Source organism: Streptomyces sp. NPDC031132, assembly GCF_055570595.1.
This window is the reverse complement of record NZ_JBVIGX010000009.1, coordinates 18,854-38,475: the sequence shown is the minus strand read 5'-3', so window position 1 is coordinate 38,475 and position 19,622 is coordinate 18,854. Positions and strand designations below refer to the sequence as shown.

Sequence of the window (19,622 nt, the reverse complement as noted above, 5' to 3'; positions counted from 1 at the left end):
ATCAGGCTCCTTGAGCATTGCGAGATCTACGCAACGCACTGCGCAGCTGCTCGTGCCAACGCGGGCGTTTACGGGGTGGGACATGGTCGACACCACCGGCGGACCACGGATTGCACCGCAGGATCCGCCAGCCGGTCAGGACCGTCCCCTTCACCGCACCATGCCGGTCGATGGCCGTGAACCCGTAGTGCGAGCACGAGGGGTAATAACGGCACACCGGCCCGAGCAGCGGACTGATCGTCCACTGGTACAGCTTGATCAATGCGAGCAGCGGGTACTTCATCGAGCCACGCCTCCCAGGAGCCGCGACAGAGCGGCATCCAGGTCCCGGGCCAGTTCGTCGACACCGGCATCACCCGCGCCGGGCAATGCCCGTACCACCACCAGGCTACCGGCGGGCAGCTGGGACAGCCGCTCGCGGACGAGATGGCGCAAACGGCGCTTCACCCGGTTACGGATGACGGCGTTACCCACGGCCTTGCTGACGACGAAACCCGCACGCGTCGAGGGATCGATCTCCCCCGGCTCGTGCGGGTCCGTTGCACCGCTTGTACGTAGGTGGACGACGAGGAGCGGGCGACCAGCCCGCCGACCTCGACGTACCGCGCTCGCGAAGTCCTCGCGCCGCCTCAGCCGATTCTCGGGAGACAGCACGACGTCACGACCTGCGCGTTGTTACGCGGAGAGGGCGGCGCGGCCCTTGCTGCGGCGGTTCGCCAGGATCGCGCGACCGGCACGGGTACGCATCCGCAGGCGGAAGCCGTGGGTCTTGGCACGACGGCGGTTGTTCGGCTGGAAGGTGCGCTTGCTCACTCGGGGGCTCCAGAGAATAAATCGTTGTGGCGGGACATCGCCTGGCTGTCACCGTGCGCCCACGAGGAAACTCGCGTGTTCGCCCGAGTGGCACCGCTAAACGATCACGAAAAGTGATCTTCGCCCATCGGTAGGCAGGCGGCAGCAGCCATCGACAACTCGACCTCGTTACGGTACGCGCGGCTACGCCATCCGGTCAAACCGAGGCGACGTGCCCCCACACTGTGCACAGGCTGTGGACAACGACTTGAACCGTACCCGTCGGCCTGACTACCGTTGTCTGATCCCGGATTTTTTGTCCCGACCGTCCCAAAGAACCACACATTCGTGGGACCCCTGTGAGAGAGCGTGCTCTGTGGCTGACGTACCTGCCGATCTTGCCGCAGTGTGGCCAAGGGTGCTCGAAAAGCTCCTCGGGGAGGGACAGCAGGCGATCGAACCCAAGGACAAGCAGTGGGTCGAACGCTGCCAGCCCCTGGCTCTCGTCGCCGACACCGCACTCCTCGCCGTCCCCAACGAGTACGGCAAGCGTGTCCTGGAGGGCCGGCTCGCCCCGCTGATCAGCGATGCGCTCAGCCGTGAGTGCGGCCGCCCGATCCGCATCGCGATCACCGTGGACGACTCCGCCGGCGAGCCCGCGCCCCTGGCCGCGCCCGCGCAGCAGCGACCCGAGTCGTACGAGCCGTACGGCGGCCAGCGCCCCGGCGGCCCCGCGGACGACCAGCTCCCGAACGCCCGCCCCGCCTATCCGGACTACCAGCAGTCGCGCCCCGAGCCCGGCTCCTGGCCCCGCGGCGGCCAGCAGGACGACTACGGCTGGCAGCAGCCGCGCCTCGGCGGCTTCCCCGAGCGCGACCCGTACGCCTCCCCGCAGCCGGGCTACCTCCAGCAGTCCGAGCCCGGCGGATACGAGCAGGGCTCCTACGACCAGCAGCAGTACGAGCAGCAGAAGTACGAGCCCCGCCCGCAGCAGTCCCATCAGTACGAGCAGCAGCAGTACGAGCAGCCCGCCCCGCGCCCGGCGCCCGGCCGGCCCGCACCGCCGCCGGCCCCGTCCGGCGGCTCCACCTCGGGCCCGCTCGAGCCGACCGCCCGGCTGAACCCCAAGTACCTGTTCGACACCTTCGTCATCGGTGCCTCCAACCGCTTCGCGCACGCCGCCGCGGTGGCCGTCGCCGAGGCGCCCGCCAAGGCGTACAACCCCCTCTTCATCTACGGGGAATCGGGTCTTGGCAAAACGCATCTGCTGCACGCCATCGGGCACTACGCACGGAGCCTCTACCCCGGCACCCGGGTGCGGTACGTGAGCTCCGAGGAGTTCACCAACGAGTTCATCAACTCGATCCGCGACGGCAAGGGCGACGCCTTCCGCAAGCGCTACCGCGAGATGGACATCCTGCTCGTCGACGACATCCAGTTCCTCGCGAGCAAGGAGTCGACGCAGGAGGAGTTCTTCCACACCTTCAACACCCTCCACAACGCCAACAAGCAGATCGTGCTGTCCTCGGACCGGCCGCCCAAGCAGCTCGTCACCCTCGAGGACCGGCTCCGCAACCGCTTCGAGTGGGGCCTGATCACAGACGTCCAGCCGCCCGAGCTGGAGACCCGTATCGCGATCCTGCGCAAGAAGGCCGTCCAGGAGCAGCTCAATGCCCCGCCGGAGGTACTGGAGTTCATCGCCTCCCGCATCTCGCGCAACATCCGCGAGCTGGAGGGGGCGCTGATCCGGGTCACGGCCTTCGCGAGCCTGAACCGGCAGCCGGTCGACCTGGGCCTGACCGAGGACGTCCTCAAGAACCTGATCCCCGGCGGCGAAGACTCCGCTCCCGAGATCACCGCGTCGGACATCATGGCGGCCACCGCCGACTACTTCGGCCTCACCGTGGACGACCTGTGCGGCTCCTCGCGCAGCCGCGTCCTGGTCACCGCCCGGCAGATCGCCATGTACCTGTGCCGGGAGCTCACGGACCTGTCCCTGCCCAAGATCGGGGCACAGTTCGGCGGCCGCGACCACACCACCGTCATGCACGCGGACCGCAAGATCCGCGCGCTGATGGCGGAGCGTCGCTCGATCTACAACCAGGTCACGGAGCTCACCAACCGCATCAAGAACGGCTGAGCCGAGTCCCTTCAAACGCATCCAGAGGGCGCTCCCGGGGTACTTCGGGGGCGCCCTTCTTCGTCCGTGCGCCCCTGACCTGTTCGAATACGCCCCCTGCGGGGTAACTCATCCACAGATTCCCGGACTTTCCACCGTCCACAGGCTGGGGACGGGTTCCGTCACCCACAATCTGTCCACAGGGGTGCAGTATGAGGCCCCATCAAGCCTGGTCAGCTGCCTGTGGAATTGTGCGCAAGCGTCATCCACAGGCTGTGGACAGAAGTTTCATCCACAGGCTCGTCCACGCCTCTGTCCACCGCCGACCCACAGGTTGTCGGATCCTGTGCACAGGATCCGACGAGTTACCCACACCGTTGTCCACTGTTCGGCAACATTGCACCCCTCGTCACTGCCCCGAGTGAAAGCCGTCACACAGAAGACGACGTTTGGGCTGTGGAGTACCGGGGGAAAGCTGGGGACACACCTGTGGAGTAGTCGGGGTCGCCTGGGGACGGCCTGTGCAGAACTTTTCGTTCTCCACAGAGACACCGTGTTGTCCACCGGTGTCACCCACAGGCCCGGTGGATAAAAAACGCGGGTTGACCTGCGAGAACGGGCTTATCCACCGTTTCCACAGGCCCTACTACTACCCCCATAGAGAGTTAGGCCGGTTTCGGTTTTCAAGCGGGTCCTGTGCACAACTCGGTGGGGACGCCTCCCCGACACCTCGCTCCCGACTTGACCTCCGGCAGCACCGACTGTCGGCGCCGTACGTCAGACTGGTCCCCGGCAACGAGGCTCCGAGCCATCGAGGGCATCGAGCCGACGACGAAGGCCGGCAGACGAGCGAGCAACAGCAGGAGGCGGTTCCGGTGAAGATCCGGGTGGAGCGCGACGTACTCGCGGAGGCGGTGGCTTGGGCTGCCCGTAGCCTCCCGGCCCGGCCGCCGGTGCCCGTTCTCGCGGGCCTGCTGCTGAAGGCCGAGGAGGGCACCCTGTCCCTCTCCGGCTTCGACTACGAGGTCTCGGCCCGCGTCTCCGTCGAGGCGGACGTCGAGGAGGACGGCACCGTCCTCGTCTCCGGCCGGCTGCTCGCCGACATCTGCCGTGCCCTCCCCAACCGCCCGGTGGAGATTTCCACAGACGGTGTACGGGCGACCGTGGTCTGTGGCTCCTCGCGATTCACACTCCACACCCTGCCTGTGGAGGAATACCCGGCGCTGCCGCAGATGCCGACCGCGACCGGCACCGTGCCCGGTGAGGTCTTCGCCTCCGCCGCCGCCCAGGTCGCCATCGCCGCCGGCCGCGACGACACGCTGCCCGTGCTGACCGGTGTCCGCATCGAGATCGAGGGCGACCGCGTCACCCTGGCCTCCACCGACCGCTACCGCTTCGCGGTCCGCGAGTTCCTGTGGAAGCCGGAGAACCCGGACGCCTCCGCCGTGGCCCTGGTGCCCGCCAAGACGCTCCTGGACACCGCCAAGTCCCTGACCAGCGGTGACACCGTCACCCTGGCACTGTCGGGCTCCGGCGCCGGCGAGGGTCTCATCGGCTTCGAGGGCGCCGGCCGCCGCACCACCACCCGCCTCCTCGAAGGCGACCTGCCGAAGTACCGCACGCTGTTCCCGACGGAGTTCAACTCCATCGCCGTGATCGAGACCGCCCCGTTCGTCGAGGCCGTCAAGCGCGTGGCCCTGGTCGCCGAGCGCAACACCCCGGTCCGCCTCAGCTTCGAGCAGGGCGTGCTGATCCTGGAGGCGGGCTCCTCCGACGATGCACAGGCTGTGGAACGTGTGGACGCCAAGCTCGAGGGCGACGACATCTCTATCGCCTTCAACCCGACCTTCCTGCTGGACGGCCTGAGCGCGATCGACTCCCCGGCCGCGCAGCTGAGCTTCACCACGTCCACGAAGCCGGCGCTGCTCAGCGGCCGCCCGGCGGTCGACGCCGAGGCCGACGAGGCGTACAAGTACCTGATCATGCCGGTGCGCCTGTCCGGCTGACGCACGCCTGCGTCGGGCCCGGTCTCGCAGGCTGCGGGGCCGGGCCCGACGGCGTTCGCCCCCCGGGGCCACCAGCCCCCCGGCGCTGCGCAGCGCCCCGTACCGGCGCTCGTACGACCGCCCCTGGAGCGCCCGTGGCGCCGCCCGGCACGGCCCGGCGTAGGCTCGGAGCCTGGGTGTCCCAGGGGATTTCCGGGGAACCCGGCACAGACGGCCACAACGCTTAAGGAACCACCTGATGGAGCTTGGTCTCGTCGGTCTCGGCAAGATGGGCGGCAACATGCGCGAGCGCATCCGCCGCGCAGGCCACACCGTCATCGGATACGACCGCAACCCGGACCTCGCCGATGTCCACAGCCTGCGGGAACTTGTGGACAGCCTGCAGGCCCCCCGCGTCGTGTGGGTGATGGTCCCGGCGGGTGCGGCGACGCAGTCCACCGTCGACGAGCTCGCGGAGCTGCTCTCGATCGGCGACATCGTGGTCGACGGCGGCAACTCCCGCTGGACGGACGACGAGAAGCACGCCGAGGAGCTGGCGGCCAAGGGCATCGGCTTCGTCGACTGCGGTGTCTCCGGCGGCGTGTGGGGCCTCGAGAACGGTTACGCGCTCATGTACGGCGGCGCGAAGGACCACGTGACACGGGTCCAGCCGATCTTCGACGCCCTCAAGCCCGAGGGCGAGTTCGGCGCCGTGCACGCCGGCAAGGTCGGCGCGGGCCACTTCGCGAAGATGGTCCACAACGGCATCGAGTACGCCATGATGCAGGCCTACGCCGAGGGCTGGGAGCTGCTCGAGAAGGTGGACTCGGTCACCGACGTCCGCGAGGTCTTCCGGTCCTGGCAGGAGGGAACGGTCATCCGTTCCTGGCTGCTCGACCTCGCCGTGAACGCCCTGGACGAGGACGAGCACCTGGAGCAGCTGCGCGGCTTCGCGCAGGACTCGGGCGAGGGCCGGTGGACGGTCGAGGCGGCGATCGACAACGCCGTGCCGCTGCCCGCGATCACCGCCTCGCTCTTCGCGCGCTTCGCGTCCCGTCAGGACGACTCGCCGCAGATGAAGATGATCGCCGCGCTGCGCAACCAGTTCGGCGGCCACGCGGTCGAGAAGGCGTAGCCGCCCGCCGAAGAGGCAGGGCACCACAGCAGCACAGAGCAGAGCAGCAGGAAGCCGGGGAGGTCGGCGTCGCATGCATGTTTCGCATCTCTCACTGGCCGACTTCCGCTCGTACGCCCGGGCCGAGGTTCCCCTCGACCCGGGCGTCACGGCTTTCGTGGGCCCCAACGGCCAGGGCAAGACGAACCTGGTCGAGGCCGTCGGCTACCTGGCGACGCTCGGCAGCCACCGCGTCTCCTCGGACGCGCCGCTGGTGCGGATGGGCGCGGACCGGGCGATCATCCGCGCGGCCGTCACCCACGGCGAGCGCCAGCAGCTGGTGGAACTGGAGCTGAACCCGGGGCGGGCGAACCGCGCCCGCATCAACCGGTCCTCGCAGGTCAGGCCCCGGGACGTCCTGGGGATCGTACGGACGGTGCTGTTCGCGCCGGAGGACCTGGCCCTGGTCAAGGGGGACCCCGGTGAGCGCCGGCGGTTCCTCGACGAGCTCGTCACCGCCCGCTCGCCGCGGATGGCGGCAGTCCGGTCGGACTACGAGCGGGTGCTCAAGCAGCGCAACACCCTGCTGAAGTCGGCGGCGATGGCCCGCCGGCACGGCGGCCGCTCCATGGACCTCTCCACCCTCGACGTGTGGGACCAGCACCTCGCGCGCGCGGGCGCGGAGCTCCTGGCGCAGCGCCTCGACCTGATCGCGACGCTGCTGCCGCTGGCGGACAAGGCGTACGAGCAGCTCGCGCCCGGCGGCGGCCCGCTGGGCCTGGCGTACAAGACCTCGGCCGGCGGCGAGGCCGGGGAGGCCGTGGACGGCGGCGGGGCCCGCACGCGCGAAGCGCTGTACGAGGTGCTGCTGGCGGCCCTGGCCGAGGTGCGCAAGCAGGAGATCGAGCGCGGCGTGACCCTGGTGGGCCCGCACCGCGACGACGTGCTGCTGCGCCTCGGCGACCTCCCGGCCAAGGGGTACGCGAGCCACGGCGAGTCCTGGTCGTACGCGCTGGCGCTGCGGCTCGCCTCGTACGAGCTGCTGCGCTCGGAGGGCGCCGAGCCGGTGCTGATCCTGGACGACGTCTTCGCGGAGCTGGACGCCCGGCGCCGGGAGCGGCTGGCGGAGCTGGTGGCTCCGGGCGAGCAGGTGCTGGTGACGGCGGCGGTGGACGACGACGTTCCGGGTGTCCTGGCGGGAACCCGGTTCGCGGTGTCCGGCGGTGAGGTGACCCGGCTGTGAGCGACGAGAAGAAGGAACCCCGCAAGGTCCCGGAGCCCTCGGGCGTGGACCTCGCGCGGCAGGCGCTGGCGGCCGCCCGGGAGCAGGCGCGGGCCCGGGGCAATGCGGCCGGCGGGAAGAAGGGGGGCCGGCAGCCGGGACTGCGCTCGGGTGCGCGCGCGGACGGCCGCGACCCGATGCCGCTGATGGCGGCCCTGGACCGGCTGCGCACGGAGCACGGCTGGGAGATGCCGATGGCGGTCGCGGGCGTGATGGAGCGCTGGCCGGAGATCGTCGGGCCGGAGATCGCCGCGCACTGTGAACCGGAGCGGTACGAGGACCGTGAACTGGTCGTGCGGTGCGATTCCTCGGCATGGGCGGCGCAGCTGAAGCTGCTGGCTCCACAGCTGGTGGCCCGGCTCAACGCCGACCTGGGGCAGGGCACGGTCCGGATGATCAAGGTCCAGGGCCCGGGCGGCCGCCCGAAGCGGTACGGACCGCTGCGCGCGCCGGGCAGCACGGGTCCGGGGGACACGTACGGCTGAGGCCGTGGCCGCTGTGCGAGCTGTCCCGGGCTGAGCCCGGGGATTGCGGATCCGGCCGCTGCCCCGTCATGGGTGCGCCGCGGTGTGCGGGTGGCGTCCCTCACGGTAGCGGGAGGTTGACAGGCCGAAGCGCTGGATGCCCGTGTGAGCCTCTTTGAGCCCCTTCCCGGATATGGGGAGTCGGAGAGAGGAGGTTCAGGGCGGCACATGCGGACTCAGGTACCGGCAAACCCCCATTCATGTCCGTGGTACCGGTAGACTGAAGCGAATCCCGCCCGCTTGCGGGATCTAGCTGATACACGCTGACAACGCAGATCGACGCAGCCGCTCCTGCTTGCATGCCTGCTGGCCCGGAGTACGGCCTGTGCTGTGCCAGAAAGGGCGCTTCGTGGCCGATTCCGGCAACCCCAACGACAACCAGTCCACAGCCGGCGAGAACGGCGAGGTAACCGCCTCGTACGACGCCAGTGCGATCCAGGTCCTCGAGGGCCTGGACGCGGTCCGCAAGCGGCCGGGTATGTACATCGGCTCGACGGGCGAGCGTGGTCTGCACCACCTCGTCTACGAGGTCGTAGACAACTCGGTCGACGAGGCGCTGGCCGGGCACGCGGACACCATCGACGTGACGATCCTCGCCGACGGCGGTGTGCGGGTCATCGACAACGGCCGCGGTATCCCGGTCGGCATCGTGCCGTCCGAGGGGAAGCCGGCCGTGGAGGTCGTGCTGACGGTCCTGCACGCGGGCGGCAAGTTCGGCGGTGGCGGCTACGCCGTCTCCGGCGGTCTTCACGGCGTCGGCGTCTCCGTCGTGAACGCCCTGTCGACCAAGGTCGCGGTCGAGGTCAAGACGGACGGCCACCGTTGGACCCAGGACTACAAGCTGGGCGTTCCGACGGCCCCGCTGGCCAAGAACGAGGAGACCGCCGAGCACGGCACGTCGGTGACGTTCTGGGCCGACGGCGACATCTTCGAGACGACCGAGTACTCCTTCGAGACGCTCTCGCGGCGCTTCCAGGAGATGGCCTTCCTCAACAAGGGCCTGACCCTGACGCTGACGGACGAGCGCGAGTCGGCGAAGGCGACCGTCGGTGCGGACGACCCCGACGCTGACACGGCCGAGCCCACCGCGCGCACGGTGAAGTACTACTACGAGGGCGGCATCGTCGACTTCGTGAAGTACCTGAACTCGCGCAAGGGCGAGCTCATCCACCCGACCGTCATCGACGTCGAGGCCGAGGACAAGGAGCGCATGCTCTCGGTCGAGATCGCGATGCAGTGGAACTCGCAGTACACGGAGGGCGTGTACTCCTTCGCGAACACGATCCACACCCACGAGGGCGGTACGCACGAGGAGGGCTTCCGTGCGGCGCTGACGGGTCTGGTGAACCGTTACGCGCGCGACAAGAAGCTGCTCCGTGAGAAGGACGACAACCTCGCCGGCGAGGACATCCGCGAGGGTCTGACGGCGATCATCTCGGTCAAGCTGGGCGAGCCGCAGTTCGAGGGCCAGACGAAGACCAAGCTGGGCAACACGGAGGCCAAGACCTTCGTGCAGAAGGTCGTCCACGAGCACCTCAACGACTGGTTCGACCGCAACCCGGTCGAGGCCGCGGACATCATCCGCAAGTCGATCCAGGCGGCCACGGCGCGCGTCGCGGCCCGCAAGGCCCGTGACCTCACCCGCCGCAAGGGTCTGCTGGAGAGCGCCTCGCTGCCGGGCAAGCTGTCCGACTGCCAGTCGAACGACCCGACCAAGTGCGAGATCTTCATCGTCGAGGGTGACTCGGCCGGCGGCTCCGCGAAGTCCGGCCGCAACCCGATGTACCAGGCCATCCTGCCGATCCGCGGCAAGATCCTGAACGTCGAGAAGGCCCGTATCGACAAGATCCTCCAGAACACCGAGGTCCAGGCGCTGATCAGCGCCTTCGGTACCGGTGTGCACGAGGACTTCGACATCGAGAAGCTCCGCTATCACAAGATCATCCTGATGGCGGACGCCGACGTCGACGGCCAGCACATCAACACCCTGCTGCTGACCTTCCTGTTCCGCTTCATGCGTCCGCTGGTCGAGGCCGGGCACGTGTACCTGTCGCGCCCGCCGCTCTACAAGATCAAGTGGGGTCGGGACGACTTCGAGTACGCGTACTCGGACCGCGAGCGCGACGCCCTCGTCGAACTGGGCAAGCAGAACGGCAAGCGGATCAAGGAAGACTCGATCCAGCGCTTCAAGGGTCTGGGCGAGATGAACGCCGAGGAGCTGCGCGTCACCACCATGGACGTCGACCACCGCGTGCTCGGCCAGGTCACCCTGGACGACGCGGCCCAGGCCGACGACCTGTTCTCGGTGCTGATGGGTGAGGACGTCGAGGCGCGGCGCTCCTTCATCCAGCGCAACGCCAAGGACGTTCGTTTCCTCGACATCTGAGTCGGCCTCCGCTGACCGCCTGAAAGGACTTCTGACCAGCAATGGCCGACGAAACCACCCCCACCGCCGAGAACCCCGCGGAGGAGCAGCCCGTGCTGCGCATCGAGCCCGTCGGGCTCGAGACGGAGATGCAGCGCTCCTACCTCGACTACGCGATGTCCGTCATCGTGTCCCGCGCGCTGCCCGACGTACGGGACGGCCTCAAGCCGGTCCACCGTCGTGTGCTGTACGCGATGTACGACGGCGGCTACCGGCCCGAGAAGGGCTTCTACAAGTGCGCCCGCGTCGTCGGTGACGTCATGGGCACGTACCACCCGCACGGCGACAGCTCCATCTACGACGCCCTGGTCCGCCTGGCCCAGCCGTGGTCGATGCGCATGCCGCTGGTGGACAGCAACGGCAACTTCGGCTCCCCGGGCAACGACCCGGCGGCCGCGATGCGCTACACCGAGTGCAAGCTGATGCCGCTGGCCATGGAGATGCTCCGGGACATCGACGAGGAGACCGTCGACTTCACGGACAACTACGACGGCCGCAACCAGGAGCCGACCGTCCTGCCGGCCCGCTTCCCGAACCTGCTGGTCAACGGCAGCGCCGGCATCGCCGTCGGCATGGCCACCAACATCCCGCCGCACAACCTGCGCGAGGTCGCGGCCGGCGCCCAGTGGGCGCTGGAGCACCCGGAGGCCACGCACGAGGAGCTGCTCGACGCGCTCCTGGAGCGGATCAAGGGTCCTGACTTCCCGTCGGGCGCCCTGGTCGTGGGCCGCAAGGGCATCGAGGAGGCGTACCGGACCGGGCGCGGCTCGATCACGATGCGCGCGGTGGTCGAGGTCGAGGAGATCCAGAACCGCCAGTGCCTGGTGGTCACGGAGCTTCCGTACCAGACCAACCCGGACAACCTGGCGCAGAAGATCGCCGACCTGGTCAAGGACGGCAAGATCGGCGGCATCGCCGACGTGCGCGACGAGACCTCGTCGCGGACGGGCCAGCGTCTGGTGATCGTGCTCAAGCGCGACGCCGTCGCGAAGGTCGTGCTGAACAACCTGTACAAGCACACCGACCTCCAGACGAACTTCGGCGCGAACATGCTGGCGCTGGTGGACGGCGTGCCGCGCACGCTGTCGATCGACGCGTTCATCCGCCACTGGGTCACGCACCAGATCGAGGTCATCGTCCGGCGGACGAAGTTCCGTCTGCGCAAGGCGGAGGAGCGGGCGCACATCCTGCGCGGCCTCCTCAAGGCCCTGGACGCGATCGACGAGGTCATCGCGCTGATCCGGCGCAGCAACACCGTCGAGATCGCGCGCGAGGGCCTGATGGGCCTGCTGGAGATCGACGAGATCCAGGCCAACGCGATCCTCGAGATGCAGCTGCGGCGCCTGGCGGCCCTGGAGCGGCAGAAGATCGTCGCCGAGCACGACGAGCTCCAGGCGAAGATCAACGAGTACAACGCGATCCTGGCCTCGCCGGAGAAGCAGCGCTCCATCGTCAGCGAGGAGCTGGGGGCGATCGTCGAGAAGTACGGCGACGACCGGCGCTCCAAGCTGGTGCCCTTCGACGGGGACATGTCCATCGAGGACCTGATCGCCGAAGAGGACATCGTCGTCACGATCACGCACGGCGGCTACGTCAAGCGCACCAAGACCGAGGACTACCGCTCGCAGAAGCGCGGCGGCAAGGGCGTGCGCGGCACGAAGCTGAAGCAGGACGACCTGGTCGACCACTTCTTCGTGTCCACCACGCACCACTGGCTGCTGTTCTTCACGAACAAGGGCCGGGTCTACCGCTCCAAGGCGTACGAGCTGCCGGACGCCGGCCGCGACGCCCGCGGGCAGCACGTGGCGAACCTGCTGGCCTTCCAGCCGGACGAGAAGATCGCCCAGATCCTCGCGATCCGCGACTACGAGGCCGCCCCGTACCTGATCCTGGCCACCAAGGGCGGCCTGGTGAAGAAGACGGCGCTCAAGGACTACGACTCGCCCCGCTCTGGCGGTGTCATCGCGATCAACCTCCGGGAGACGGAGGCCGGCGGCGATGACGAGCTGATCGGCGCCGAGCTGGTCTCCGCCGAGGACGACCTGCTGCTCATCAGCAAGAAGGCGCAGTCGATCCGCTTCACGGCGACCGACGACGCGCTGCGCCCGATGGGCCGCGCGACCTCGGGTGTGAAGGGCATGAGTTTCCGCGAGGGTGACGAACTGCTCTCCATGAGCGTTGTGAGGCCGGGTACGTTCGTCTTCACCGCGACCGACGGCGGCTACGCCAAGCGGACGCCGGTCGACGAGTACCGCGTCCAGGGGCGTGGTGGTCTGGGCATCAAGGCCGCGAAGATCGTGGAGGACCGCGGGTCGCTCGTCGGGGCGCTCGTGGTGGACGAATCGGACGAGATTCTCGCCATCACGCTCAGCGGTGGTGTGATTCGTACGCGAGTCAACGAAGTCAGGGAGACCGGCCGTGACACCATGGGCGTCCAGCTGATCAACCTGGGCAAGCGCGATGCCGTGGTCGGTATCGCCCGTAACGCCGAGGCCGGTCAGGATGCTGACGAGGTCGAGGAGACCGAGGCAGCCGAAGGACAGGCCGCCGAGTCCGCCGAGGGCACGCAGCCCTCGGCCGGGGAGCACGAGGAGTAAGTCGTGAGTGGAGCCACGGGCGCCGGACCGGCCAAGACTGGGGACGACGGTGCCCGTGGCCCCGCCGCGGAATCCCCCGGTGGGGGCGCGGCCGCCGAGGGCAGGGGGAGAACCGTGACGGACACCCGCAAGCCGAAGCAGGAGAAGGCCGCGGCCGGCCAGCAGCCGGAGCAGCCGTACCACCCGCCGCAGGCCTACGCGGCGCCCTCGGGCCCGGGCGCGCCGCGGGGCGCCGGGGAGACCGGTGCGCAGCGCAAGCCGCGTACGGGGGCCCGTACGGCGCCCAGGACGCGCAAGGCGCGGCTGCGGGTGGCCAAGGCCGACCCGTGGTCGGTGATGAAGGTCAGCTTCCTGCTGTCGATCGCGCTGGGCGTGTGCACGATCGTGGCGTCGGCGGTGCTGTGGATGGTCATGGACGCCATGGGCGTCTTCTCGACCGTCGGCGGCACCATCAGCGAGGCGACCGGGTCGAACGAGAGCAACGGCTTCGACCTCCAGTCGTTCCTGTCGCTGCCGCGCGTTCTGATCTTCACGTCGGTCATCGCCGTGATCGACGTGGTGCTGGCGACGGCGCTGGCGACGCTGGGCGCGTTCATCTACAACCTGTCGGCGGGCTTCGTCGGCGGTGTGGAGCTCACGCTCGCCGAGGACGAGTGACCGTCGAATGACCTGCGGGGACGCCCCCGGGGAACGGATTTTGGCGTGACCGTGTCTGTGCGCTAATCTTCAGGAGTCAGCGCGCAGCGCGGATGGGGCTATAGCTCAGTTGGTTAGAGCGCATCCCTGATAAGGATGAGGCCACAGGTTCAAATCCTGTTAGCCCCACAGTGTCGAAGACCCCCAGGCCCATGGCCTGGGGGTCTTCTTCGTAGGGCCAGTTGAGGCCGTCCCAGGTCACCGAACGGTATCGGTGCGTGTGTATTGTTGGCCGTCAGAAGTCCCCAACGTCAATGAAAGACGAGGTCGCGCGGTGAAGAAGCTGCTCCTGGTCGCACTGGCCGCCATCGGCGGGCTCCTCGTGTACCGCCAGATCCAGGCGGACCGCGCCGAGCAGGACCTGTGGACGGAGGCAACCGACTCCGTGCCTTCCGGTTCCGGTGTGTGAGACCCAAAGCTGATCTCATGAAGCCCCGGCTGCCGCTGCGGCCGGGGCTTTGTGCTGTTCTGTGACAAAAAGTTACGTTATGCAAAGATTTGGCTTGCGTTAGCAAAATCGGGGTGGGCGTGATGGCTCGGGTACGGAAGACGGTGCTCGTGGGGGCGGCGGCCCTGGGGCTGGCCATGGGCCTGCCCGGGGCGGTGCAGGCCGCCACGGCGCCCCCGCAGCCGCTGCCGGCGTACCAGGGCGCCCCGGGCGCCAAGAAGATCGAGGGCAAGTCCAGCAGCGCGGACGCCCCGCTCGTGGCGGCCGGGCAGGCCTACACGGACACCGTGGCCCCGGGCGAGCGCGTCTACCGGCTGAACCTCGACGACGCCTCCAGCGTGTACTTCTCCGCCGTGCTCCAGCCCCCGCGCGGGGCCAAGGTCGGATACGGCGACGGCCTCGAGGTCGCGGTCATGACCAAGGAGGGCGAGCGCTGCCCGAACAACCCCGGCCGGGCCGGCTTCGGCTACGACCCCGTCCCGCTCGGCGCGGTCGCCGTACGGCGGCTCGAAGAGGACGCCGAATGCCAGGGCGCCGGGGTCTACTTCGCCAAGGTCACCCGCACCGCCGCCAAGGACTCCGACCAGAGCGCGTGGCCGGTGGAACTCCTGCTCCAGCGCGAGCCCGGCCTCGCCGCGGGCAGCGCCCCCACCACCGCACCCAGCGTCTGGCCCTCGGCCTCGCCGACGCTGCCCGGCAGTGAGCCGGTGGCGCGGACCGGCGGCACCGGCTTCAACGACGCCCGTGCCCTCGGCAGCGGCGTCTGGCGCGACGACCTGCGGCCCGGGCAGACCCGCTTCTACCGGGTACCGCTGGACTGGGGGCAGCAGTTGGGGCTCAGCGCCGAGGTCGCGGACGCCAGGATGACCAAGTCGTACGGGTCCGCCTCCAACGGGCTCACCGTCTCGCTCTACAGCCCGTACCGGAGCCTGATCACGGACAAGGACGTCTCCTACAGCGGCAAGCAGGCGGGCGTCACCCTGCCGAAGACGGCCCCGGTGGCGTACGAGAACCGCTTCTCGGACACCGACGAGGCGCGCGGGGCGCGGGTGGCGGGCTGGTACTACATCGCCGTGACCCTGGGCGGAAAGGTCGCCGAGTTCACGCAGGACGCGAGCCCCGTGCCGCTGACCCTGCGCATGGACGTGATCGGCAGCCCGGCCAAGGCGCCCGCGTACAAGGAGAGCCTGACCGCCGCCGGGTTCGGGGTGGGCGCCGACGACCGGGCCGCCGCCAAGGACGGGCTCACCGCCCCCGAGGCCACGGAGGCGGCCGACGACCGCTCGGTGATGCGGGTGGTGGCCGGCGCGGGCTTCGGCACCGGGACGGCGCTGCTGCTGGTGCTCGGCGGCTGGATCCTGCTGGCCCGGCGGGGCCGGAGCGCGTAGCCCCCGGGGTTCTCAGACCCCGGTCAGCGCCCAGACGCCCACGGCGAAGCACAGCAGCGCGGCGACCAGGATTCCGACGGTGACCTTCGGCGGGGGCGGGGCGATGCCGCCGGTCCGGGCGGGCTGCGGGGTGGGGGCGGCCGGCTGCGGGACGGTCGGCGGCTCCGGCGGCGCCAGGTGGAAGCTGCCGGTCCCGGTCGCCTCGGCCGGGGCCGCGTAAGGGGAGGCGGCGTACGCAGGAGCGGGCGAGGCCGCGTACGGGGAGGCCTGGGCCGTCGCCACCGTGCCGCGGGGATCGGTACGGGTGGGCCCGGCGGCCACCGGCGCGGTCGTTCCCGCCGCAGGCCGGGCAGCGGACGGCGGGGCACCGGACGGCTGCACCGGCACCGCGGCGGCCGTGGGCGCCTCGGGGGTCACCGCAGCGGTGCTCTGGGGCCCCTGGGGGCCGAAACCGGCGGGGAGCGGGCCGAGTTGGTCGAACACCTCCACCGGGTCCTCGCCCGGCACGGGCGGCGGGAGCAGCTCCAGGGCCTCGGCAAGGGCCTTGCGGGCCCCTGTGGCGGTCCGGAACCGGCTCTCGGGGTTCGGCTGCAGGAGGTTCGCGACGACGTCCCAGAGCGGCGCGGGGACGCCGTCGGGGGCGCCGGGGGTGCCGTGGGCGAGGAAGTGCTCCACCAGGGCCTGGGAATCGGGCTTGCGGCCCTGGAGGAGGTACAGGGCGACCAGCCCGACGGCGAAGAGGTCCGCGGGGAAGTCGGGTTCGGATCCCAGCAGTTGTTCGGGGGCGAAATAACCGGGCGTGCCCACCACGTAGTTGGTCTCGGTGAGCCGGGGCTCGCCCTTGCGCATCGAGATGCCGAAGTCGGACAGCCGCAGGTGCGGCCGGCCGGTTCCCGTGGCCTCCATCAGGATGTTGGCCGGTTTGATGTCGCGGTGGACGACACCCTCCGCGTGCACCGCGGCCAGCCCCGACAGGAGCTGGTCGAGCAGCGTGCACACGAACCGGGGCGGCAGCGGCCCGTAGTCCCCGATCACGTGGCCGAGGGACCCGCCGGCGACGAGGTCCATCGTGAACAGGACCTTGTCGTCGTCCGCCGCCCAGCTGGCCGGGGCCAGCACGTGCGGGTGGTCGATGCGCAGCGCCTGCTCCCGTACGAACCGCAGCAGGGTGTGGGCGTCGCTCTGCTGGAGGACCTTGGCGGCGACGTACCGGCGGCGCCGGTGGTCCCAGGCCCGCCACACGGCGCCCACGCCGCCGCGGCCGATCGGATCGATCAGCTCGTACCGGCCGGCGAAGATCTCACCCATCGCTGCGCCCGTCCCCCGTACCCGTCCGTCGTGTCAGTTCTGGTGCGACTCGTAGTGGGCGACCGCGTCGGCGGTGCGGCCCGCGCCGTAGACCCGGAGGAACTCTGCCAGTTCCGGATGGCTGGGGGCGAGGGAGTCGGCCGCGTCGATGATGTCGCCGGCCGCCGAGACCGAGCGCAGCAGCGACTGGATCTCCCGGACGACGCGCTTGACGGTGGGTGCGCCGGAACTGGTCGTGGTCTGGCCGCTGTTGCTGAGGACGGAGCCCCCCTGGGTCTTCTTGATCTCGTCCATCCGGTCGGTGGCCTCGGCCGCGCTGACGCTTCCGCCCGCCACCTGGCCGGCGAGGTCCTGGAGCGCCTGGACGCGCTGGACCACGGCCGGGTTGCCGATCTTGGCCCGCTGGCCGCTCATCAGCTGGGAGAGCATGGGCGCGGACAGGCCGAGGACGGCAGCGAGGCGGGCCTGGTTCAAGCCGAGGTCATCTATGAGCCGGCGGAAGAGGGCGCCGAGCGGCTCCCCGTACCAACTGCGCTGAAGTTCCCGGGCTCTGGCCGTGGCCTCTTGCTGTACAGCGTCCACTCTTACTACTCCCCTACTTCGCTGGTGCGAACCTCGCGAGCATCTTACGGAGAGTGGTCGCACGGCGGGAGTCCCTATCATTTTGCGAGATGCGGGGGTACACCCGGTACTCTGTTCTGCGGAACGGCCACTTCTTCGCGGAAGACGGTCGCGTCCACCGTTTCGGGGCTTTAGCTCAGTTGGTAGAGCGCTGCCTTTGCAAGGCAGATGTCAGGAGTTCGAATCTCCTAAGCTCCACAGCATCAGAGGCCCCCTGGCCAGCGGAAACGCCGGTCAGGGGGCCTCTTCGTGCGGGGTGCGGCGACCGTGTGCGGGCCGCCGCTAGAGGTCGATCCAGTAGCGGCGCTTGGGGCCGATGAGCGTCTCGCGGACGTCCTCGAGGACGCCGCCGCCGCGCTCGATCGTGCGCACGGACCCCGTGTTGTCCGGGTCGCACGTCAGCAGGACCCGGTCCATTCCCATGATCCGGGCCTCGTGCAGCACCTCGCGCAGGGCCCAGCCGGCCAGCCCGCGGCGGCGGGCGGAGGGCCGCACGCCGTAGCCGATGTGGCCGCCGGCGTCGAGGAGGAACCCGTTCAGGTAGTGGCGCAGGTCGATGGCACCCAGATAGGTGTCGTCCTCGGCGATCCACCAGTACGTGGCGTGGACGCGGCCCTGCTCGACCGGGAGGGTGCGGTCCCCGTACCGGCGCAGCCGCTCGGTCCAGGCGGCGAAGCCCTCGGCGCTGTCGACGTCGTCGTCGGAGCCGAGACCGGCTCCGTCCATGTGGGCGTCCGGACCCCATTCCTCGCGGGCGGCGAGCCAGGAGGCGTGCAGCCGGGGGGAGGGGAAGATGAGCTCGGGCATCCGGGGACAGTAACAGCCCGGCAGCAGCCCGGCGGCCCGCCGGGGGCGGCCCCGGTGTCCCCCGGTTGGCGCCGTCACTGGGCCGGGCGGCCGCTCCTGTCCGACAGTGGGGGAAGGCACCGAGCCAGGGGGCGACACCACCGCCGGAGGCGTACAGACATGGGACTCTTCGACTTCCTCAAGTCCGACAAGAAGAAACACGAGGCCGCCGAGAAGGCAGCGGCGGCCTCGTCCGCCGACTACGCGTCGAAGTACAGCGACGCCGTTTCGGCCACCAAGGCCGCCGCCGAGCGGATGGCCGCCGCGGCTCCGCCGAAGGCCGCACCGGCTCCGCCGAAGCCGACCGCGGCGCCCCACTCGCCGTACACCCCGACCCCGGCGTCCGCCGCGCACAAGGCGGTTCCCGCGGCCCCGGCCCCGGCGTCCGCGCCGGCCGCCGCGCAGCGTACGTACACCGTGCGGGCCGGCGACTCGCTCTCCTCGATCGCCCGCCGGGAGCTGGGCAACGAGGCCCGCTGGCGTGAGCTGTACGCCATGAACAGGGGCGTCATCGGCTCCAACCCGGACCTGATCCGCCCGGGGCAGGTGCTCACCCTCCCCCGCTAGCCGGGCAGGAGGGCGGACGGCGAGAGGGCCCGGATCCACCCGGATCCGGGCCCTCTCGCCTGCCGTCCGCCGCATCGGGCGCGGCTGTCCGACTACATCAGGTTCTCGCCCGCCGAGCCGGACCCGTTCTCGCGCTCCTTCGCCGCCAGCTCGTCGTCGAAGCTGTCCTGTTCGCGTTCCTGGGACAGCTCCGTGGCCGCCGGCGGCTCGACGAGCCAGTCCGGGTTCGACTGCTGGTCCCACCAGCGCCACGCCATGTACGCGGCGCCGGCCACGATGCCGACCACCGCCACCCACTTGAACGCCCGGCCGGTGTTGGCCCGCCGCTCGTGGCGCCTGACCAGCTTCTGCACTTCCTTGGCCGACACCTGGCCGCGCAGCGCCGCCAGGGCCGCCGTCGACCGCGACGCGGCTTCCTCGGCCACCGGCTGGGCCGCCGCCAGCGCGCTCTCGAACCTCGGCTGCGTGTAGTCGGCGGCCTGGCGCGCCGCCTTGCGCGTGTGGTGAACCGCCATCGTGGCCGCCCGGTCGACGTTCGGCGGTACGTGCGCGCGCGCCGCCTTCATCCGCGGGTGCAGATGGCAGTCGTACGCCGTACGGGCCTGCCGCGCCGCCTCGGCGGTCGCGTGCGACACCATCGGTGCCAGCCGCTCGTTCGCCTCGGTCGCATAGTGCACAGCGGCTTCCCTGGCGGTAGTTGCGTACGGCGCCACCGCTTCCGCGGCGTGCTTGACCGTGTCCCTGGCGCTTTCGGCGGCCAGGTGCACGCTGTCCTTGCGGGTCACGGGATCCTCCTCCTCGGTGGCGGACACAGTTCACCTTTCCACCCTTTGTCGGATCATGCCTGCCATACCGCTGGGCGGCATGCGTGACAGGGCATACGGGTGGAGGATTTCTGTGCCGTGCAGCC

Annotated in this window: 17 protein-coding genes, 2 tRNA genes and 2 pseudogenes; 14 read left to right on the top strand and 7 right to left on the bottom strand. The window is 70.0% G+C overall.

What is annotated here, in order from left to right; translation table 11 throughout:
• Position 1 precedes the first annotated feature (1 nt).
• The 3 genes from yidD to rpmH are packed head-to-tail and all read right to left on the bottom strand — an operon-like array spanning position 2 to position 813.
• Positions 2 to 283, bottom strand: coding sequence for a membrane protein insertion efficiency factor YidD (gene yidD, locus ACZ49B_RS15680; RefSeq protein WP_078613072.1), 282 nt, complete (start codon positions 281 to 283; stop codon positions 2 to 4).
• Positions 280 to 654, bottom strand: a complete 375-nt coding sequence (gene rnpA, locus ACZ49B_RS15675; RefSeq protein WP_468305654.1) for a ribonuclease P protein component — start codon at positions 652 to 654, stop codon at positions 280 to 282. Before rnpA ends, yidD begins: the two co-directional genes overlap by 4 nt.
• A 21-nt stretch (positions 655 to 675) precedes the next feature.
• Positions 676 to 813, bottom strand: coding sequence for a 50S ribosomal protein L34 (gene rpmH / locus ACZ49B_RS15670; RefSeq protein WP_018547628.1), 138 nt, complete (start codon positions 811 to 813; stop codon positions 676 to 678).
• A gap of 355 nt (positions 814 to 1,168) precedes the next feature.
• Here rpmH and dnaA (ACZ49B_RS15665) point away from each other — a divergent pair.
• From dnaA (ACZ49B_RS15665) to ACZ49B_RS15610, 12 genes and pseudogenes are all read left to right on the top strand, one after another.
• Positions 1,169 to 1,684, top strand: a pseudogene (gene dnaA, locus ACZ49B_RS15665) (chromosomal replication initiator protein DnaA); the annotation flags it as partial.
• A gap of 135 nt (positions 1,685 to 1,819) precedes the next feature.
• Positions 1,820 to 2,932, top strand: a pseudogene (gene dnaA / locus ACZ49B_RS15660) (chromosomal replication initiator protein DnaA); the annotation flags it as partial.
• Positions 2,933 to 3,786: 854 nt separating this feature from the next.
• Complete coding sequence (dnaN, locus tag ACZ49B_RS15655) at positions 3,787 to 4,917, top strand: DNA polymerase III subunit beta (RefSeq protein WP_030153167.1); 1,131 nt, start codon at positions 3,787 to 3,789, stop codon at positions 4,915 to 4,917.
• Positions 4,918 to 5,155: 238 nt separating this feature from the next.
• Positions 5,156 to 6,031, top strand: coding sequence for a phosphogluconate dehydrogenase (NAD(+)-dependent, decarboxylating) (gene gnd, locus ACZ49B_RS15650; RefSeq protein WP_468305653.1), 876 nt, complete (start codon positions 5,156 to 5,158; stop codon positions 6,029 to 6,031).
• 73 nt (positions 6,032 to 6,104) lie between these two features.
• Positions 6,105 to 7,253, top strand: a complete 1,149-nt coding sequence (recF, locus tag ACZ49B_RS15645) for a DNA replication/repair protein RecF (protein WP_468305651.1) — start codon at positions 6,105 to 6,107, stop codon at positions 7,251 to 7,253.
• On the top strand, positions 7,250 to 7,777 hold the full coding sequence (locus ACZ49B_RS15640) for a DciA family protein (RefSeq protein WP_468305649.1): 528 nt from the start codon (positions 7,250 to 7,252) through the stop codon (positions 7,775 to 7,777). Before recF ends, ACZ49B_RS15640 begins: the two co-directional genes overlap by 4 nt.
• A 364-nt stretch (positions 7,778 to 8,141) precedes the next feature.
• Positions 8,142 to 10,202 (top strand): DNA topoisomerase (ATP-hydrolyzing) subunit B, encoded by a 2,061-nt coding sequence (gene gyrB, locus ACZ49B_RS15635; RefSeq protein ID WP_468305646.1) that lies wholly within the window; start codon positions 8,142 to 8,144, stop codon positions 10,200 to 10,202.
• Positions 10,203 to 10,243: 41 nt separating this feature from the next.
• Positions 10,244 to 12,838, top strand: coding sequence for a DNA gyrase subunit A (gyrA, locus tag ACZ49B_RS15630; RefSeq protein ID WP_468305645.1), 2,595 nt, complete (start codon positions 10,244 to 10,246; stop codon positions 12,836 to 12,838).
• Positions 12,839 to 12,841: 3 nt separating this feature from the next.
• Complete coding sequence (locus ACZ49B_RS15625) at positions 12,842 to 13,495, top strand: DUF3566 domain-containing protein (RefSeq protein WP_468305642.1); 654 nt, start codon at positions 12,842 to 12,844, stop codon at positions 13,493 to 13,495.
• A gap of 94 nt (positions 13,496 to 13,589) precedes the next feature.
• Positions 13,590 to 13,663, top strand: a tRNA-Ile gene (locus ACZ49B_RS15620).
• Positions 13,664 to 13,808: 145 nt separating this feature from the next.
• On the top strand, positions 13,809 to 13,943 hold the full coding sequence (locus ACZ49B_RS15615; RefSeq protein WP_208809277.1) for a DLW-39 family protein: 135 nt from the start codon (positions 13,809 to 13,811) through the stop codon (positions 13,941 to 13,943).
• Between the two features lie 122 nt (positions 13,944 to 14,065).
• Positions 14,066 to 15,370 carry a hypothetical protein gene (locus ACZ49B_RS15610; RefSeq protein WP_468305641.1) on the top strand — a complete coding sequence of 435 codons (1,305 nt, stop codon included), beginning with the start codon at positions 14,066 to 14,068 and terminating at the stop codon, positions 15,368 to 15,370.
• A gap of 12 nt (positions 15,371 to 15,382) precedes the next feature.
• On the opposite strand, the gene ACZ49B_RS15605 is transcribed toward ACZ49B_RS15610, so the two are convergent.
• Positions 15,383 to 16,678, bottom strand: coding sequence for a serine/threonine-protein kinase (locus ACZ49B_RS15605; protein ID WP_468305638.1), 1,296 nt, complete (start codon positions 16,676 to 16,678; stop codon positions 15,383 to 15,385).
• Positions 16,679 to 16,711: 33 nt separating this feature from the next.
• Positions 16,712 to 17,260 (bottom strand): helix-turn-helix domain-containing protein, encoded by a 549-nt coding sequence (locus tag ACZ49B_RS15600; protein WP_468305635.1) that lies wholly within the window; start codon positions 17,258 to 17,260, stop codon positions 16,712 to 16,714.
• Between the two features lie 164 nt (positions 17,261 to 17,424).
• Between ACZ49B_RS15600 and ACZ49B_RS15595 the strand changes: the two genes are divergently transcribed.
• A tRNA-Ala gene (locus ACZ49B_RS15595) sits at positions 17,425 to 17,497 on the top strand.
• A gap of 84 nt (positions 17,498 to 17,581) precedes the next feature.
• Here the strand turns inward: ACZ49B_RS15595 and ACZ49B_RS15590 are convergent.
• Positions 17,582 to 18,106, bottom strand: coding sequence for a GNAT family N-acetyltransferase (locus tag ACZ49B_RS15590; protein WP_468305633.1), 525 nt, complete (start codon positions 18,104 to 18,106; stop codon positions 17,582 to 17,584).
• Between the two features lie 159 nt (positions 18,107 to 18,265).
• On the opposite strand from ACZ49B_RS15590, the gene ACZ49B_RS15585 reads away from it, so the two are divergent.
• The gene (locus ACZ49B_RS15585) at positions 18,266 to 18,712 is read left to right on the top strand and encodes a LysM peptidoglycan-binding domain-containing protein (RefSeq protein ID WP_468305630.1); all 447 of its coding nucleotides are present in this window, start codon (positions 18,266 to 18,268) and stop codon (positions 18,710 to 18,712) included.
• Positions 18,713 to 18,804: 92 nt separating this feature from the next.
• Here ACZ49B_RS15585 and ACZ49B_RS15580 read toward each other — a convergent pair whose 3' ends face one another.
• Positions 18,805 to 19,497 (bottom strand): DUF5324 family protein, encoded by a 693-nt coding sequence (locus tag ACZ49B_RS15580; protein WP_468305628.1) that lies wholly within the window; start codon positions 19,495 to 19,497, stop codon positions 18,805 to 18,807.
• Positions 19,498 to 19,622 lie beyond the last annotated feature (125 nt).

Excerpts from the sequence above, each read along its gene's own strand:
- yidD (WP_078613072.1), bottom strand. The coding sequence starts at position 283 with ATGAAGTACCCGCTGCTCGCATTGATCAAGCTGTACCAGTGGACGATC.
- gnd (WP_468305653.1), top strand. The coding sequence starts at position 5,156 with ATGGAGCTTGGTCTCGTCGGTCTCGGCAAGATGGGCGGCAACATGCGC.
- recF (WP_468305651.1), top strand. The coding sequence starts at position 6,105 with ATGCATGTTTCGCATCTCTCACTGGCCGACTTCCGCTCGTACGCCCGG.
- gyrA (WP_468305645.1), top strand. The coding sequence starts at position 10,244 with ATGGCCGACGAAACCACCCCCACCGCCGAGAACCCCGCGGAGGAGCAG.
- ACZ49B_RS15610 (WP_468305641.1), top strand. The coding sequence starts at position 14,066 with ATGGCTCGGGTACGGAAGACGGTGCTCGTGGGGGCGGCGGCCCTGGGG.
- ACZ49B_RS15605 (WP_468305638.1), bottom strand. The coding sequence starts at position 16,678 with ATGGGTGAGATCTTCGCCGGCCGGTACGAGCTGATCGATCCGATCGGC.
- ACZ49B_RS15590 (WP_468305633.1), bottom strand. The coding sequence starts at position 18,106 with ATGCCCGAGCTCATCTTCCCCTCCCCCCGGCTGCACGCCTCCTGGCTC.
- ACZ49B_RS15585 (WP_468305630.1), top strand. The coding sequence starts at position 18,266 with ATGGGACTCTTCGACTTCCTCAAGTCCGACAAGAAGAAACACGAGGCC.